Source organism: Geothrix sp. 21YS21S-4, from assembly GCF_030845995.1.
In the GTDB taxonomy this organism is placed as follows: domain Bacteria; phylum Acidobacteriota; class Holophagae; order Holophagales; family Holophagaceae; genus Geothrix.
On sequence record NZ_CP132719.1, the window covers coordinates 2735247 to 2750735 of the forward strand.

Annotated in this window: 15 protein-coding genes and 1 tRNA gene; 10 read left to right on the forward strand and 6 right to left on the reverse strand. The window is 69.5% G+C overall.

Annotated elements, in window-relative coordinates; all coding sequences use genetic code 11:
• Positions 1-11 precede the first annotated feature (11 nt).
• Both RAH39_RS12450 and RAH39_RS12455 read right to left on the reverse strand, forming a co-directional pair.
• Positions 12-485: a hypothetical protein gene (locus RAH39_RS12450; protein ID WP_306590447.1), complete on the reverse strand. Its 474-nt coding sequence runs from the start codon at positions 483-485 to the stop codon at positions 12-14.
• Entirely contained in the window at positions 485-1864 is a 1380-nt protein-coding gene (locus RAH39_RS12455; RefSeq protein ID WP_306590448.1) for a hypothetical protein, read from the reverse strand. Before RAH39_RS12455 ends, RAH39_RS12450 begins: the two co-directional genes overlap by 1 nt.
• Positions 1865-2397: 533 nt before the next feature.
• Here RAH39_RS12455 and RAH39_RS12460 point away from each other — a divergent pair.
• The 6 genes from RAH39_RS12460 (at position 2398) to RAH39_RS12485 (ending at position 9327) form a co-directional block, all read left to right on the forward strand.
• The gene (locus RAH39_RS12460; protein WP_306590449.1) at positions 2398-4041 is read left to right on the forward strand and encodes a thiamine pyrophosphate-dependent enzyme; all 1644 of its coding nucleotides are present in this window, start codon (positions 2398-2400) and stop codon (positions 4039-4041) included.
• Complete coding sequence (locus RAH39_RS12465) at positions 4038-4637, forward strand: indolepyruvate oxidoreductase subunit beta (RefSeq protein ID WP_306590450.1); 600 nt, start codon at positions 4038-4040, stop codon at positions 4635-4637. The genes RAH39_RS12460 and RAH39_RS12465 overlap by 4 nt, the downstream gene beginning before the upstream one ends.
• 1 nt (position 4638) lies before the next feature.
• On the forward strand, positions 4639-6777 hold the full coding sequence (locus RAH39_RS12470) for an acetate--CoA ligase family protein (RefSeq protein ID WP_306590451.1): 2139 nt from the start codon (positions 4639-4641) through the stop codon (positions 6775-6777).
• A gap of 63 nt (positions 6778-6840) precedes the next feature.
• The gene (locus tag RAH39_RS12475) at positions 6841-7608 is read left to right on the forward strand and encodes a YwiC-like family protein (protein WP_306590452.1); all 768 of its coding nucleotides are present in this window, start codon (positions 6841-6843) and stop codon (positions 7606-7608) included.
• Between the two features lie 71 nt (positions 7609-7679).
• Positions 7680-8126 (forward strand): RrF2 family transcriptional regulator, encoded by a 447-nt coding sequence (locus RAH39_RS12480; protein ID WP_306590453.1) that lies wholly within the window; start codon positions 7680-7682, stop codon positions 8124-8126.
• A gap of 61 nt (positions 8127-8187) precedes the next feature.
• On the forward strand, positions 8188-9327 hold the full coding sequence (locus tag RAH39_RS12485) for a molybdopterin molybdotransferase MoeA (RefSeq protein ID WP_306590454.1): 1140 nt from the start codon (positions 8188-8190) through the stop codon (positions 9325-9327).
• 6 nt (positions 9328-9333) lie between these two features.
• Here RAH39_RS12485 and RAH39_RS12490 read toward each other — a convergent pair whose 3' ends face one another.
• The 4 genes from RAH39_RS12490 to RAH39_RS12505 form a co-directional block, all read right to left on the reverse strand.
• Positions 9334-10008, reverse strand: coding sequence for a Crp/Fnr family transcriptional regulator (locus RAH39_RS12490; RefSeq protein ID WP_306590455.1), 675 nt, complete (start codon positions 10006-10008; stop codon positions 9334-9336).
• 196 nt (positions 10009-10204) lie between these two features.
• Complete coding sequence (gene efp, locus RAH39_RS12495) at positions 10205-10771, reverse strand: elongation factor P (protein ID WP_306590456.1); 567 nt, start codon at positions 10769-10771, stop codon at positions 10205-10207.
• 64 nt (positions 10772-10835) lie between these two features.
• Positions 10836-10910, reverse strand: a tRNA-Val gene (locus tag RAH39_RS12500).
• A gap of 46 nt (positions 10911-10956) precedes the next feature.
• On the reverse strand, positions 10957-12171 hold the full coding sequence (locus RAH39_RS12505; RefSeq protein WP_306590457.1) for a pyridoxal phosphate-dependent aminotransferase: 1215 nt from the start codon (positions 12169-12171) through the stop codon (positions 10957-10959).
• A 22-nt stretch (positions 12172-12193) separates the two neighbouring features.
• Here RAH39_RS12505 and RAH39_RS12510 point away from each other — a divergent pair, with 22 nt between their 5' ends.
• The 4 genes from RAH39_RS12510 to rplM all read left to right on the forward strand — a co-directional run bounded on the left by RAH39_RS12510 (position 12194) and on the right by rplM (position 15487).
• A complete protein-coding gene (locus RAH39_RS12510; protein WP_306590458.1) occupies positions 12194-13165 on the forward strand; it encodes a YeiH family protein in 972 nt (323 codons plus the stop codon).
• A gap of 59 nt (positions 13166-13224) precedes the next feature.
• Positions 13225-13806 carry a gamma carbonic anhydrase family protein gene (locus RAH39_RS12515; protein WP_306590459.1) on the forward strand — a complete coding sequence of 194 codons (582 nt, stop codon included), beginning with the start codon at positions 13225-13227 and terminating at the stop codon, positions 13804-13806.
• 58 nt (positions 13807-13864) lie between these two features.
• Complete coding sequence (locus tag RAH39_RS12520; RefSeq protein WP_306590460.1) at positions 13865-14944, forward strand: hypothetical protein; 1080 nt, start codon at positions 13865-13867, stop codon at positions 14942-14944.
• Between the two features lie 108 nt (positions 14945-15052).
• Positions 15053-15487, forward strand: coding sequence for a 50S ribosomal protein L13 (gene rplM / locus RAH39_RS12525; protein WP_306590461.1), 435 nt, complete (start codon positions 15053-15055; stop codon positions 15485-15487).
• The last annotated feature ends 2 nt before the right edge of the window (positions 15488-15489 follow it).

Sequence of the window (15489 nt, forward strand, 5' to 3'; positions counted from 1 at the left end):
TGGGCAGGTTCCTACCGGTGGCACGCCCGGCACTTGTCGTTGTTGGCGCGGCCGTGGCAGGTGTAGCAGCTGGAGGGATCCATCTTTCCTTCCATCCGGTGGAGGGTCAGGTAGTCCCCCCGGTGCGGCGTGTCGCGGTCCGGCCGGTCGCTGAGCCGGATGGAGGGCTTCATGGGCGCCTTCCCGGCATGGCAATCGGTGCAGAAGGACTGGGCGTGGCAGGAGGCGCAGGTGTTGGCGTCCTGCCGGGCCTGGACGCGGTGGTCCTTCACGAAGGTCGCGGTGTGGTCGAAGGAGGCATACGGCTTTAGGGCGCCCTTGGCCACGTCGGTGCTGTGGCACTCGGTGCACATGGGACGGCCCGCGGTCAGCTCCTGGGGGTGCGTGGGGGCGAAGCTCGTCTCGGGAGAGATGAGGCTGCAGGCCATCAGGAAGCCGAGGCCCAGGGCCGCGCCGAAGAGCTTGAAGACGGATTTCCGGGCCATCACTGACCTCCCTTCCTAGCCATGCCGAATCGGTACTCGGCGCGCAACAGTCCCCGCGTCTCGTGCTTCGCCAAGGGGGTGCTCCCGTAGCTCACGTCGCCGGAGACCTTCACGTTCGAGGTCGCCTGGTAGCCCAGCGAACCCACCATTTCGTAGACGCTCCGGATGCCGGCCAGGTACGGATTGTTGCTCTCGTAGCGCTGGAGGATGCCGTCGAAGCTGCCGGTGAACTTGCCCTTGGTCCACATCACCCAGGCGCGGCCCTCCTTGTGGGACAGGCTGCGGGAAGGCGCCGCGGGATCCACGAAGATCGCGTTCCCGGCGTTGACCCAGTGACCTCCGACGCCAATCAGGAGCGTCTTCTCGTTCAGGCTCCAGCGGATCTCGCCGCCCGTACGGTTGGCGTCGCCGAAGGTGTCGCGGTGCATGTGGCGGTAATCGGCCAGCATCTGCATCACGTCGCTCGCCGTCCAGGTGACGCTGCCGCCCCAGCCCTTGAAGGTGTCGTTCTCGTCCTGCCGGAAGAGCGAGGGAAGGTTCGTGCCCGCGAAGTAGGCGAAGAAGTTCCGCTCAGCGTAGTTCCCCGAAACGCTGACCTGGCTGCCCAGCTTCACGGTGGCGGTGTAGTCGTGCTCCGCGATGCGGGAGGGATCCTGCCCGGTGACGAGCGGCGCGTGGCTGGCCACGTCGAACACCGTCTTGCCGCGCAGCTGGAAGAGGGAGGTGGGGGCGATCAGGACGTCGACGCCCACCTGCTTGCGGGTGTAGTCCGTGGCGGAGGGGATATCCAGATCCTTGGCCGCCTTGGTGCCGTCCTGAAGGTAGGAGAGGCCGATCTCGCCGAACTGCGAGGCGCGCCAGGCCAGGCGGCTCCCGAAGATGAAGTCGCGCTGGTACTCGTAGTCGCTCTGGGTCCGGGGATCCACCGTCTTGTAGTAGACGGGGCGGCCGCCGAAGGCCGAGATGGAGAAGCCGCCGCGCAGGTCGGTGCGGGCGCTGACGCCGTCCACCTGCTCGAAGCCGGTGGTCTGGTTGGCGGTGAAGCGCCCCGCCTTGATCTCGGCGTTCGCCTGGTCGAAGCGGTACTGGAGGTAGCCGTAGCTGAGGTAGCCCGCACCCTTCGAGCCGTCATAGGAGCTGGCATCGGAGAGGTCGGTGCGCCCCCATCCGAAGAGGTGCAGGGACAACTTGTCGGTCCCCAGCTTGGTGGCGTCGATCCCCAGGTACTGCGTGGCCGGCGTGTAGGTGGCCTTGTCGAAACCCGGAGTCTCCTGCTTCCACATCTGGGCCATGGTGGTGCCGTAGACACTCACCTCCTGGCCCCAGGCCGCGGCGGACATCAAGGTGGCGAGCAGGGCCACATGGGTGCGTCGTTTCATGATTCGCCTCATGGTTCGAAGGGGGCGGTGTGATGGCCGTTCTGTGACGAATGTTCTCTGCCCTGTGACATTCAGGCCCCTCATTCGGACTTCGTGCGGCGGCGGGGGCTTCTCGGGGTCTGACCATCGCACCGGGACTAAGCCGATGCTCGTGTCAGGAACGACACTAGGCCCGAACTCAGCCCACCTCAAGAGAGCAAATGTCTTTTCCTGTATTACCAAATAATAGTATAGATCGACCCGAAAACATCTTTGTGACATTTTCGTTGCATTTCTAAAAATTGAAAATAGATCAATTAAAAAATGACTCCTTGTCAAAAAACCGTCATAAAAACCATCTGTTGTCAAAGACAAAAAAATCAAAAAACACAAACTTGTGACCGGCGCCACTGAAACCAGAGGCTGCTCGAAGGTTTTTGGCCGTTTTTTTACCATTGTGACAAAGGACACAGCCCGCGCGCCGCTACCGGCGTGTGATCCCAGACACGGAGGACGCCGGGGACACTGGTCGCCTGACATGCGTGGAGGTCTTCATGGCTCACAGCACCCTCGCGCTGGGGGTGGAGGCGGTGGGATGCGCCGCCTTCGATGCCGGCATCAAGGGCGCGTTCGGCTATCCGGGCACGCCGTCCACGGAAGGGTTCGAATTCGTCGAGGCGATGATCCGCGCCCAGCCCGAAGGCCGGGTGTCCCAGTGGGCCTCCAACGAGAAGGTCGCCTACGACCTGGCGCTGGGGATGAGCTACGCGGGTTTCCGCAGCCTGGTGACCATGAAGCACGTCGGGCTGAACGTGGCCATGGACGCCTACGCCAATTCGGCCCTCACAGGCGTCCGGGGCGGGCTGGTGCTCCTGGTGGCGGACGATCCGGGGATGCACAGCAGCCAGAACGAGCAGGACAGCCGCCGCCTGGCCGAATTCGCCTGGCTCCCTTGCCTCGAACCGAGCACGGTCCAGGAGTGCTACGACCTCACCTTCCGCGCCTTCGAGCTGTCGGAAGCCCTCCAGTTGCCCGTGATGCTGCGGGTGGTGACCCGCCTGGCCCATTGCCGGGCGCCCCTCGCCCGGCGGGAGACCTTGGCTCCCATGGGACTGGGGCTCGTGCCCAAGGGCGCCATCCAGGACTGGGTGCTCATCCCCTCCAACGCCCGTCGCCGCTACGTGGACCTGCTGGCCAAGCAGCCCCGCCTGAAGGAGGAAGTGGCCTCCCTGAACCATGTGGTTCCGGGCGCCTCCCGCCGCGGCGTGGCCGCCGCGGGCATGGGTCGGGCCTATTTCCTTCAACTGCTCCTGGAACATCCGGAACTTGCCGCCCTGCCCCGCCTGGAAGTGGCCGCCTATCCCCTGGATCCCGCCCTCGAACAGGCCTTTCTCGCCCAGGTGGACGAGGTCGTGGTCTTCGAGGAGGACTATCCGGTCCTGGAAGAGCACTTCCTCCTGCGGGGCGCCCAGGTTCACGGCCGGTTGGACGGTTCCCTCCCGCGGACCGGCGAGCTGTCCCCGCGCCTCCTGAAGGACGCTCTGGGCCTGGCCTCGCCCCAAGGCAAGGCCGCTGCGGGCTTGGATCTTCCCGTGCGCGCCCCGCGGTTCTGCGACGGCTGCGGGCACGTGGACGCCTACGAGGCCCTCCAGCAGGCCCTGGCCAACCTGGGCGTGCCCGAGACCCGCGTCTTCGGCGACATCGGGTGCTACACCCTGGCCGCCCAGGAGCCCATGGGCGCCATCCACGCTGTGGTCGAGATGGGCGCCAGCATCAGCATGGCCGTGGGCGCCGCCCTGGCGGGGCAGACGCCCTCCGTGGCGGTCATCGGCGATTCCACCTTCGGCCACAGCGGACTGCCCGCCCTCCTGACGGCGGCGGACGCCGGCGCCAACGTTACGGTGATGATCCTCGACAACCGCGTGGTGGGGATGACCGGCCAACAGCCCAGCCAGGCCCTGGACCAGGTGGAGCGCCTGGTGAAGGGCCTCGGCATCTCCGAGGACCACGTCCGGGTGCTCCTGCCCGTCCCCAAGCAGCACGACGCCAACGTCCTGGCCATGGAAGCCGCCCTGCGCCATCCCGGGCCGTCGGTGGTGGTGTTCCGGCGGGAATGCATCCAGTCCATCCGCCGGGGCGTCCTGAAGGAGCACGACCGGCAGGAACGCGAGCGCTGCACCACGGAGGCCTGCTCATGAACGCTTCCCGAATCCACGGCATCGTCCTTTCCGGCGTGGGGGGCCAGGGGGTGCTCTCCCTCGCCCAGATCCTGCTGGAGGCCCTGCGCCGCAGCGGACTCCACGCCCTCCAGTCCGAGATCCACGGCATGAGCCAGCGGGGCGGCAGCGTCCACGCCCAGGTCTGCTACGCCGACACGCCGCTCAGCTCGCCGATCATCGACGAGGGCTGCGCGGACCTGCTCATCGCCCTGGAGCCCCTGGAGGCGCTGCGCTACGTGGCCATGCTGCGCGTCGACGGCCACCTCGTGGTCTCGGAAGAGCCCGAAGTGAACATGGAGGGCTACCCGCCTCTGGACGACGTGTACGCCGCCCTCAAGGCCGTTCCGGGCGCCCATCTCCTGGATACCGAGGACCTGGCGCGGCGGCTCAACCATCGCCAGGCCGGGGGCATGGCCCTGCTGGGGATGGCCTCGCGGTTCCTGCCCGTGGAGGAAGAGGTCTGGCGCGAGGTCATCGCCCAGCGCTTCGAGTCCAAGGGCCCCCGCGTCGCCGAAAAGAACCTCGAAGCCTTCGCCGCCGGCCGCGGCTTCATCCAGGAACCGGTGGGAGCCTGACATGACCGAAACGACGGGATTCCTCCACGAGGAGCGGGCCTACGGCCTGCTCGCCGCCGCGGGCCTGCGGGTGCCCCGCCACGGGTTCCTCGAAGGGGGATCGCTGCCCTTCGCGCCCGGCGAACCCATCGTGCTGAAGGGAATCGCCGACCAGCTCTGGCACAAGTCGGACAAGGGCGCCGTCCACTTCGGGGCCTTCGACGCCGACGCGCTCCGGGCGGAAGCCGCGGCCATGCGCCAGCGCGTGGCGGGCCACCCCTGGATCGGCGGCCTCGTGTGCGAGAAGGTCGCCTTCAAGCGCCTCTCCGGACTGCCCACGGAAGCCCTCGTCTCCCTCAAGCGCGATCCCGAAGCCGGCTGGCTGGCGGTCTGCGGGATCGGCGGCCTCCAGGCCGATGCCTGGGCGGCCCTGGCGCCGCCCCTGATCTGGCCCCTCGCCCTGTGCACGCCCGAGCAGGCCCTCGCGGACCTGCGGGAGCACTGGCTAGGCCGCACATGGCTGGGCCGCCAGCGCGGGACGGAAGCGCTCACGGACGAGACGAAGCTGCTCGCCTTCCTCCGAGGCCTCTGGAAAGCAGCGGAAGGCCTCGGTCGCGAGGGCGTCACCCTGCTGGAGCTGAATCCCGTGGTCCTGGACGCCGACGGCCTGCCCACGGCCCTGGACGGCGTGGGCACCCTCGACGCGGCGCCTTCCGAACCTCCCGCCGCGCCGGACCCGGCCTGGTACCGCGCCCTGGTGGCGCCCCGCGACCTCGTGATCGCCGGGGTCTCCAGCCGCGAAGGGACCGTGGGCCGCATCATCCTGGAAAACGTCCGGCGGTCCTCCCTCCCCGAGGGCGCCCTCCGTCTCATCAAGCCCGGCGCGCCGGAGTTCCTGGGGCTGCCCTGCCTGGGCTCCGTCGCCGATCTGGCCGCGGCGCCCACGGATCAGCTCATCGTGTCTCTGCCCGCGGTCCAGACGCTGGAGATGGTCGAGCAGCTGTGCCGCCAGGGCGGCGGCGCCACCGTCGTCTACGTGGTGGCCGGGGGCCTGGGCGACGGGGCCGACACCGAGGGCCTGGGCAAGCGGCTGGTGGCCTGCCTGGAGGCGCACCGTCGCGCCGGCAAGTGGACGCCCGCGCTGGTGGGCCCCAACGGCCTGGGCCTCTACAGTCCGGACCTGGACCTCAACACCCTCTTCATTCCCGACGAGAAGCTGCCCCTCCGGCCGCGGCCCGGCCACGCGGCGCTGGTGAGCCAGAGCGGCGCCTTCCTCATCACCCGCCTGAGCCGTCGCCCGGAGCTGGGCCTCCGCGCCGCCGTGGCGGTGGGAAACCAGATGGATCTGCGCTGTTCGGATTTCCTGGACGGCTTCGGCTCGGATCCCGCCGTGAAGGTCGTGGGGGCCTACCTGGAAGGCTTCGCCCCCGGCGACCTGAAGGCCACGGCCCAAGCCACCGCCCGCCTGCGGGCCGCGGGCCGCCGCGTGCTCCTGTACAAGGGCGGGCGCAGTCAGGAGGGCATGGCCGCCGCAAGCAGCCACACGGGCGCCCTGGCTGGGGACCACGCGCTCCAGGCCAGCGTGCTGCGCCGCGCGGGAGCCATGCTCGCCGAGCGCATCGAAGCCTTCGACGCGGCTCTCTCCTGGTTGGGCGCCTATGCCGAGGGCACGCCGCGCCGCGTGGCCATCATGACCAACGCCGGATTCGAGTCCGTGGCCTCCGCGGACCTGCTGGACGGCCCGTTCCGGGGCTCCCGCCTGACGGAAGCCGAGACCTCGGCCCTGGCGGAAACCATCGAGCGCCATGGCCTGACGGGTCTGGTGAGCGCCCGCCTCCCCCTGGACCTCACGCCCATGGCCGACGAGGCCGCCTACCTGGCGGGCGCCCGGCTGCTGCTGGCCTCCGAGGCCGATGCCGTGGTGGTGGGCCTGGTGCCCCTCACCCGGCGCCTGGGGACTGCCGACCCGGCGGCCTTCGGCCCCTTCGCCGCGGATCTGGCCAAGGCGGCCCGGGAGAGCGGCAAGTGGCTGGGCGTCGCGGTGGAGGGGGGCGCCATCTACGACGCCTACCGCCAGGGCCTGCGCGAGGCCGGCCTGCCCGTGTTCCTGACCATGGAAGAAGCGCTGGAGGGCCTGCGCGTCATCGCCGCGGAGTTGTGATTCCGCGCATGGCCCGCGCCGCCATTTGGAGTCAGACTCTATTTCGGACCACTTAGGACCGAAATGTCCCGCATCCTCCCCCCCTGGCGCACCCTCCTCCCCGTCGAGCACGGGAGCTGGTTCATGCTCGGGTTCCCGCTCGTCCTGGGCCTCCTGCTGCGGCCCAGCTGGGGCGGAGGCTGCCTGGGGCTGGGGGCCCTCGCGGCGTTCCTCGCCCGCACGCCCCTTCGAAAGGTGCTCCGCGGACCCAGGGATCCGGCGCAGCTCCGGGCGCTCCTGCTCGAAGGAAGCCTCGCTGGCATCCTCGGAATGGCCGCGCTCTCAATTTCAGGCCCAAGATTCCTGATTCCCCTCGCCTGTGCGACGCCGCTCGTCCTGGTGGCGCTTCGGGCGGATCTCCAGCGCGCCGCCCGTTCTCTGCCGGTCGAGCTGGCCGCCCAGGCCGCCTTCGCCGCCCTCGCCGCCGCACTGGTGGTGGCCGGCGGCGCCTCCTCGGCGGAGACCTTCCGGATCTGGCTGCTCGTCGCGCTGACGGGGGGCGCCAACCTGGCCCACGTCCGCCACCTTCTCGGCCGCGCCCATGGTTTGCCGCCGAAGGAACTGGGGCGCCGGCGCCTGCCGGTCCATCTCCTTCACGCGGGGTTGCTCGCGGCTTCGGCCCTCTTCGTGGCGCCCTCCGGATGGGCGGGGTTGATGTGGACCGGCTGGACGGGGGTTCTCTACCTCCGCGCGATCGTCGCCTCCGCGCCGCCGCCGGCCCGCGTCCTGGGCTGGCGGGAGGGCGGGCTCAGCGCCGTGGGCGTGCTGCTGCTGTGGGGCGCCCTGCTCTGATTTCGATCACATCTGAGGGCTGCACTCCGGAATACGACCCTGGGGCCTTCAAATCGGAAGTAATATTCCGAATGCTGTTCTCCACCGCCACCGGTTACGCCCTGCGCGCCCTCGCCGCCCTTCCCGAGGACGGGAGCTTCTGCTTGGCGAAGGATCTGGCGGCCAGCCTGGAGCTGCCGGGGCCCTACCTGGCGAAGATCCTCCAGGGGCTGGTGCAGGCGGAGATCCTGGAATCCGTCCGGGGCCCCAAGGGCGGCTTCCGCCTGACCCGGGCGGCCCACCGGATCACCGTGGGCCAGGTGGTGGCCGCCTTGGAAGGCCCCAATTCCATGGAAGGCTGCATCATGGGCTTTCCCACCTGCGGCGGCGACCATCCCTGCCCCCTGCACGACGCCTGGGCCGCGGTGAAGGCCCAGGTCGCGGCCTCCATGACCGAGGCCACCATCCGGGACCTCCAGTTAATGGACCTGCGCCACCAGAAGGAATCCAAGGGCCGCCAGCCCGGCATGCGGCCCTGAGCCGAAATCCGGATTTCGCGCTCCTTTTCTCTCGTCACCTCCTCGCGGGTATCCTTCGCCCATGTCCCTGAGCTGCGACACCGGCGACCTGCTTCCCCTGGACGAAGCCCTGGCCCGCCTGTGGGAGGCCCTCCCGGCGCCCGCGTTTCCGGAACTGCGGGCGGATCGCGACGACCCCGCCCTCGATCTGGCCACCATGGACGGCGCGGCGCTGCGGGCGGCCGAGGGAAGCACGCCCCGCCGGCTGACGGGCACCCTGTTCGCGGGCGACGATCCGACCATCTGTCCCGTGGTTCCGGGCTCGGCCGTCCGCATCATGACCGGCGCCGCCCTTCCGCCCGGCGCGGATGCCGTGGTGCCAGTGGAGCAGCTCACGGAAGAAGGTGGCTTCCTTCGCCCCCTGGTGGATCCGGCCCCGGGGGACCACATCCGGCGCCGGGGCAGCCAGGCCCTCGCTGGCGAAGTGATCCTTCCCATGGGGAGCCCAGTGACCGCGGTGCGGACGGGCCTCGAAGCCTGGGTCGGCCAGCCTTACGCGGCGCTCCGACGGATCCGCGTGGCGGTGGCGTCCACGGGCGATGAACTGACCGCCGACCCGCGACCCCACCAGATCCGGGACGCCAACGGCCCCATGCTGGCCGCCCTGGCCCATGGGTTGGGCGCCGAGGTCGAACGGTGGCCCGCCCTTCCGGACGATCCGCTCGCGCTGGCGACGGCCCTCCAGAATCCCAAGGGGATCCGCATCCTGATCACCTCCGGCGGGGTGAGCATGGGCGCGCGCGACCATCTCCCGGCGGTCCTGCGGGACCTGGGCGCCGACGTCCTCTTCCATCGGATCCGCCTGCGGCCGGGAAAGCCCATGCTGGCCGCCCTTCTGGGAGACCTGCTCGTCCTGGGGCTGCCGGGCAATCCCGGGTCCGCCTACCTCAACGCCCGCCTATTCCTCCCGCTGGCCCTGGCCCGCCTGGCGGGCCGCAGGCGTCCCGACCCCTGGCGGCGGGGACGCCTGGCCGCGGCGGTGTCCAACGCGGGGATCCGGCCCCTGCTCCAGCCCTGCCGCCGGGAAGGGGACAACCTTCACCCTCTCCCGAGCAAGGGCTCCGCCGACCTCATCACGCTGGCGCAGGCCGATGCCTGCGCGTGGATCGAGCCGGGCGGCCTCGCGGCCAGCGAGGAGACCCGCTGGATCTCGATCCTGTAGCGGCGCTCAGCCCTTGGCGTAGCGCTGCAGCTTGCCCAGATCGAGGATCCGCACCACGGGGAAGGTGCTCTGGATCAGGCCCAGGTCCGTCAGCAGGCGCAGGGCGCGGCTGAAGGCCTCGCGGCTGGCGCCGATGCACTGGGCCAGGTCCTCCTGGGTCTCCTGGAACTCCACGATGGAGCGCATGGGGTTCGACTCGTGGGCCTCCAGCAGCAGCTGGGCCACGCGCTCGGGGACGCTGTGCAGGCTGAGGGTCTCCACCAGGGTGACGAGGTGGCGGACCTTGGCGGCGAAGTGCTGGATCAGCATCTCGGCCACTTCGGGATGGCGGTGGACGATCTGGCGGAGCGGCGCCGCGGGGATCAGCCAGCACTCCGTCTCGCCATGGGATTCGGCGCTGGAGGCGATGGAGGCGCTGTCGAAGACCGGCACCTCGCCCACGCAATCCCCCACCTTGAGGAACTGGAGGACCTGCACCCGCCCGCGGCCATCGGTGCGGAAGACCTTGAGGCCGCCCTTCACCACCACGTAGACGCCGGGGACCTGGTCGCCCTGGGTATAGACCCGGGCGCCGTCGGGGAAGCGCCGCAGCTCGGCGATGCTGGCCAGTTCCTCCGCGGCGTTCATCGGCAGGCCCGCCAGGAACTCGATCCGTCTCAGGTTAAGGACAGCTTGCGGCATGGGGCTCCACCAGGCATTGATTCAGTTATCGCACACTTTCATCGTGAGTGTGATCCCGGTCACGCATCCCAAGACCGGGCGACAGAATCTTACCGCGAGGCTTGGAATTTCTTACGTCGAAATTCGCATAGAACAAGACCCCGGCGGCATCTGCCTACCGGGGTCCGGAATGGATTCATTTCAGGGGATGGCGAGGTTACTTGACCCGCTCCATGAAGGTCCGGTCCACGGTGTTCACCCGGATCCGCTCGCCGCTCTCCATGTAGGGGGGCACGCCCACGGTGATGCCGTTCTCCAGCTTGGCGGGCTTGTAGGAGCCCGTGGCGTTGGCGTTCTTCATCACGGGATCCGTCTCCAGGATCTCCAGGACGACGTTCCCCGGCACGGTGATGGACAGGGGCGTGCCCTCGTAGAACTCGATCTCGCACTGCATGTTGGGCTGGAGGAACACCAGGTCGTCGCCCAGGACGTCCTTGTTGATCTCCATCTGCTCGTAGGTCTCGTTGTTCATGAACACGAGATGGTCGCCGTCCTCGTACAGGTACTCCAGCATGTGCTGCTCGAGGCTGGCCTTGTCCACCTTGTCCGCGCTGCCGAAGCGGTTCTCGCGGTTGATCCCGTCCTTCAGGCGCTTCATCTTCACCACCACCCGGGCCGGGAGGTTGCCGGGGGTCTGGTGCTCGACGCTGATGACGCGGCACAGCTCGCCTTCGAAGTTGACGATCATCCCGGCGCGAACCTGGGTGGCGTTGATGAAGGGCATGGGGAACTCCCGGAGGGATGTGGTCTGGCAGAAGAAAGGCCCCGATCGCGATCAGGGCCTTGGGTGGTGGGCGTACCAGGATTCGAACCTGGGACTTCTACCGTGTGAAGGTAGCACTCTACCGCTGAGTTATACGCCCGCGGTCGATCAGGATACCCCATGCCTCCCGCCATTCCAAGCCGGAATCAGAGCGTGGACGCCTTCCGGAGCGCGGCGGCGAAGCGCGAGGCCTCATCCGCCCTCATTCCGCAGAGCCCCACCCGCAGCCCCTCGGGCAGGGGCACGGTGAACACGCCTTCCGTTTTGAGCCGGGCGCAGACGGCTTCGGGGTTCGAAACGGAAGCCAGGACGAAGAACCCGCCTTCCCACCGGAGCGGCGCCAGCCCCTCCGCCGCCAGGGCCCCATCAAGGGCATCCGCCCGCATCGCCAGGATGTCCGACCAGTGGCGATGCTCGGCGGCCAGCCGCGCCTGGGCCTTGCCCTCCCGCGCCAGCCGCACGACCAGCGCCTGGGGCGCCCGGGCGCAGTTGGACCAGGTGCCCCGGCAGGACTGGGTGAGGGCCGCCTGGAGCGCGGGATCCCCGCACCACGGGAACGCCAGCGCTCCGCCCCGGGCCCCGTAGAGCGTCAACGATTTGGAAAGGGACATCGCGGCGCCCACCAGAACCTGGCCTTCCCCGCCCAGCGCGGCGTAGTCCTTCAGGGCCTCGGCCACCGCTCCGGGATCCCGCGCGTAGTCCAGGTAGGCGAAGTCCAGGAGGAGCGTCACCGGCACCGCCGCAGCGGCCTCGCGGAGCAGGTCCCCCAGCGCGGTGCGGTCCTCGCGGGAGAGGCTCCGGCCCGTGGGGTTGTGGCAGGGGTCGTTCAGCCAGACCAGGATCCGGCCCTGGGTCCGCGCCAGTTCCGTCAGGGCCGTCCGCCAGGCCTCCGCGTCCAGCGGCACTCCCGCCGCAGGCCAGGGCGCGGTCCTCACCCCCACGCCGTTCTCCGAAGCGAGGGTGGCGTAGGGCCCCCAGTGGGGCGCCGTGGTCAGCACGCGCTGGCCCGGCTCCAGGAAATTGCGGAGGGACAGCGCCAGCGCGCCGCTGCCGCCGGGCGTGGCGCAGGCGGCGCCGGGTCCCTCCAATAGGGGCCAGTGCCGCTGGACAAGGGCCTTCAGAAAGGCCGGATCGCCGGCGATGGGCGCGTAGGGAGCGACTTCGGATTCCGTCAGTTCGCGCCACAGGGCCATCACGGAATCAAGGACCACCAGGCGGCCCGCATCGTCGAGAAGGGCGCCCACGGTGGCGTTGAGCACGGATCCGCCCCCCGCCCTGCGGGCCATGGCCTCGGCGTTCAGGGCGAAGATCGGATCGTCCGCCGGAAACGCGCGCCGGGTGGGGAGGAGCTGGGAGGTCATGGGATCAGGGTACCCTCACCCCATGGCCTCTTCCGCGCCCTTCCCGGGACTCGCTGGACCCGCGCTCGCCGCGGGGGCGCTCCTCTCTCTCCTGCCGTTCACGCCCGCAGCAGCAGCCCTGGTGGGGGGCGCGGTCCTGGCGCTCACCCTCGGCAATCCCGCCCCCGCTTTCACCCGCACTTGGACCCAGCGCCTGCTGCCCCTGGCCGTCATGGGCCTGGGCGCGGACATGAACCTGCGGGCCGTGGCGAAGGCGGGCCTCCACGGGTTGGGCTACACCGCTCTCAGCCTCGCGCTGGTGCTGGCTTTGGGCCTGTGGTTGGCGCGGACCCTGAAGGTGGATCGGGAGGCGGGGCTGCTCATCTCCGTGGGCACGGCCATCTGCGGGGGAAGCGCCATCGCCGCCGTGGCGCCCGTGCTCCGCGCCCGGGATCAGGCCATCTCCATCTCGCTCGCCACCGTGTTCCTGCTGAACGCGGCGGCGCTGGTGATCTTCCCGCCCCTGGGCCGGGCGGCGGGACTGAGCCAGGACGCCTTCGGCCTGTGGTCGGCCCTGGCCATCCACGACACCAGCTCTGTGGTGGGCGCGGGCCTGGCCTACGGGCCCCGCGCCCTGGAGGTGGCCACCACCGTGAAACTGGCCCGGGCGCTGTGGATCGTGCCGCTCACGTTCGGGATCGGCTGGGCCGTCGCCCGGAGCAGCCTGGTCTCCGCGGGCTCGCCGGCGGTGAAGAAGCCCTGGTTCATCGCCGGTTTCCTGCTGATGGCGGCGCTGGTCACCTTCGTCCCGGCCCTCCACATGCCGGGGCACTACGTCGCCGCCGCCGCCCGCCGCGCGCTGGTCCTCACCCTCTTCCTCATCGGCGCCGGCCTCAGCCGCGAAGCGCTGCGCAGCGTCGGCGCGCGCCCCTTCCTCCAGGGCCTGCTGCTGTGGCTGATCGTGGGTTCGCTGGGACTGGGCGCCGTGAAGCTGGGCTGGCTCACGGTCGGGTGAGCGCAACGCGCGGTTCCCTCCGGCCCGCGCTTTCCGAATAATGGGCGTCCGAGGTTCCCATGATCCGCCCCTTCCAAGGCATGGTTCCCCAGATCGGCGACCGGGTGTTCATCCCGGACGGCACCCTCGTCCTGGGCGACGTGACCATCGGCGACGACGCCAGCATCTGGTTCAACTGCGCGATCCGCGGCGACGTGAACTGGATCCGCATCGGCGCGCGAACCAACATCCAGGACGCCTGCGCGCTCCACGTCACCAACGGAAAGTGGCCCCTCCTGATCGAGGAGGAGGTGAGCATCGCCCACAACGTGATGCTCCACGGCTGCACCATCCGCAAGAACGCGCTCATCGGGATGAGCACCACCATCATGGACGGCGCCGAGATCGGCGAGGGGTGCCTCGTGGCCGCAGGGAGCCTCGTGCGGGAGGGCTTCCAGGCCCCGCCCCACAGCCTGGTCGCAGGCTGGCCGGCCACCGTGAAGGGGCCGCTCAACGACAAGCAGCGGGAACTGGTGGCCAGCATCTGGACCCGCTACGTCCGCTACAAGGAAGCCTACTTCGCCGACGGGTGGCCCGTGGCCGCGACGCCCGTCATCGAGAATTCAAAGCCTGGTTTTACCAAGGGCCATCCCTACCCTTGAGGGTTTCAAGCCAAAGTTCCTTCCACCGACTTCTTGCCCTGGGCTAGACTTCCGAATCATGTCCCCACTTCTGCTCCTCCGCGTCCACGCCGATCTGCGTCTGGGACTGGGCCATGTGGCCCGCGCCCTGGCCCTCCAGGACGCCTGGCGCGCCCTCGGCGGCCACGCCTGCATCGCCGTTTCCGGCGACGCGCGCGCCCGTCGCGTGGGCGGCGGCACCCACCCCTTCCTCGACCAGCCCCTGCCCTGCGACGCCGTCGATCTCGGGGAGGATCCCCACGCCCCGCTCCCCGCGGATCTCAAGGCCCGCGCGGACGTCGTCCTGGTGGACCAGTGGGACACGACGGCGGCCTTCCTGGAGGCGCTGCGTCCGTTGAAGGTGGCGGTGATGGAGGACGACACCGACGCCCACGAGACCGCCGACCTCCTGTTCCAGCCCTACCTGGAAGGCGTGAACTGGCCGGACCATCCGGTGAAGGTGGTGGACGGCCGGAAGGTGCGGCCCTTCGAGACGACCTCCGGGACCTGCCGCGTCCTGCGCGGCTCCAGCTTCATCGTGGTGGACAAGGCGGCCCTGGACCTGCGTCCCAAGCGGATGCCTCTCCAGCCCCTGGCCGTCCACAAGCTGCTGGTCACCTTCGGCGGAAGCGACGGTCCCAACCTCGCCCAGAAGGCCTTCGACAGCCTGGCCCGGCTGGTGGCGGAGGACCGCTGGCGGGGCACCTGCACGCTCCTGGCGCCGAACGGGATCCAGGGAGAGCCCTTCGCCGGCTGCACCGTGGCCCGGGGCCTGCCGGACCTCACGCGCCGGATTCCCGACTTCGACGCGCTGTGGTGCTCGGCGGGCGTCACCCTGGCGGAGGCCCTGTGCCTGGGCGTTCCCGTCGCGGCCTGGGGCCAGAACGAGCGGCAGCACGGCATCCTGGCCGATCTCGCCCTCGCCAACGGGTGCTTCAATCTGGGGCTGGGCCCCGAGGCGGATCTCGCCATCGTGGGCGGGGCGCTGGCGCAGTGGCTGGGTCCCGAGGGCCAGGACAACCGGCAGGAACAGGTGCGGGACGGCATGGCGCTGGTGGATGGCCGGGCCGCCGCGCGCATCGCCCAGGAGCTGTGGCAGCTCGCCGAGCGCTTCGCCTAGAAATCCGGCTTGACCCTGCGGGTCTCCAACGATAAGCTTTCCCTTCTGTGGACTCGCTGCCCGTAGGGTGGCGCTCTCCGCAGCCCGATCCAGATTCCGGAGCAGGCCATGAGCACTTACTTCCCGAAAGCCAATGATCTCAAGCGTCAGTGGTTCCTGGTGGACGCCACCGGGATTCCCGTCGGCCGCCTGAGCACCACCGTCGCGGACGTCCTCTCCGGCAAGAACAAGCCGACCTGGACGCCCTTCCTCGACACCGGCGACCACGTCATCGTCATCAACGCCGAGAAGGCGGTGCTGACCGGGAAGAAGGGCGTGCAGAAGTTCTACCGCCGCACCACCACCCAGCCCGGCTCCATGAAGGAAGTCAAGGCCGAGGTGATGAAGGCGACCTACCCCGAGCGCATCATCGAGAGCGCGGTCAAGGGCATGCTGCCCAAGGGCCCCCTCGGCCGGGCGATGTACCGCAAGCTCAAGGTCTACGCGGGCCCCGAGCACGAGCAGTCCGCCCAGCAGCCCCAGATCCTGACCATCCAGAAGTAGAG

Coding starts and splice junctions, on each gene's coding strand:
- RAH39_RS12450 (WP_306590447.1), bottom strand. CDS start 485: ATGGCCCGGAAATCCGTCTTCAAGCTCTTCGGCGCGGCCCTGGGCCTC.
- RAH39_RS12455 (WP_306590448.1), bottom strand. CDS start 1,864: ATGAAACGACGCACCCATGTGGCCCTGCTCGCCACCTTGATGTCCGCC.
- RAH39_RS12460 (WP_306590449.1), top strand. CDS start 2,398: ATGGCTCACAGCACCCTCGCGCTGGGGGTGGAGGCGGTGGGATGCGCC.
- RAH39_RS12465 (WP_306590450.1), top strand. CDS start 4,038: ATGAACGCTTCCCGAATCCACGGCATCGTCCTTTCCGGCGTGGGGGGC.
- RAH39_RS12470 (WP_306590451.1), top strand. CDS start 4,639: ATGACCGAAACGACGGGATTCCTCCACGAGGAGCGGGCCTACGGCCTG.
- RAH39_RS12475 (WP_306590452.1), top strand. CDS start 6,841: ATGTCCCGCATCCTCCCCCCCTGGCGCACCCTCCTCCCCGTCGAGCAC.
- RAH39_RS12480 (WP_306590453.1), top strand. CDS start 7,680: ATGCTGTTCTCCACCGCCACCGGTTACGCCCTGCGCGCCCTCGCCGCC.
- RAH39_RS12485 (WP_306590454.1), top strand. CDS start 8,188: ATGTCCCTGAGCTGCGACACCGGCGACCTGCTTCCCCTGGACGAAGCC.
- RAH39_RS12490 (WP_306590455.1), bottom strand. CDS start 10,008: ATGCCGCAAGCTGTCCTTAACCTGAGACGGATCGAGTTCCTGGCGGGC.
- efp (WP_306590456.1), bottom strand. CDS start 10,771: ATGCCCTTCATCAACGCCACCCAGGTTCGCGCCGGGATGATCGTCAAC.
- RAH39_RS12505 (WP_306590457.1), bottom strand. CDS start 12,171: ATGACCTCCCAGCTCCTCCCCACCCGGCGCGCGTTTCCGGCGGACGAT.
- RAH39_RS12510 (WP_306590458.1), top strand. CDS start 12,194: ATGGCCTCTTCCGCGCCCTTCCCGGGACTCGCTGGACCCGCGCTCGCC.
- RAH39_RS12515 (WP_306590459.1), top strand. CDS start 13,225: ATGATCCGCCCCTTCCAAGGCATGGTTCCCCAGATCGGCGACCGGGTG.
- RAH39_RS12520 (WP_306590460.1), top strand. CDS start 13,865: ATGTCCCCACTTCTGCTCCTCCGCGTCCACGCCGATCTGCGTCTGGGA.
- rplM (WP_306590461.1), top strand. CDS start 15,053: ATGAGCACTTACTTCCCGAAAGCCAATGATCTCAAGCGTCAGTGGTTC.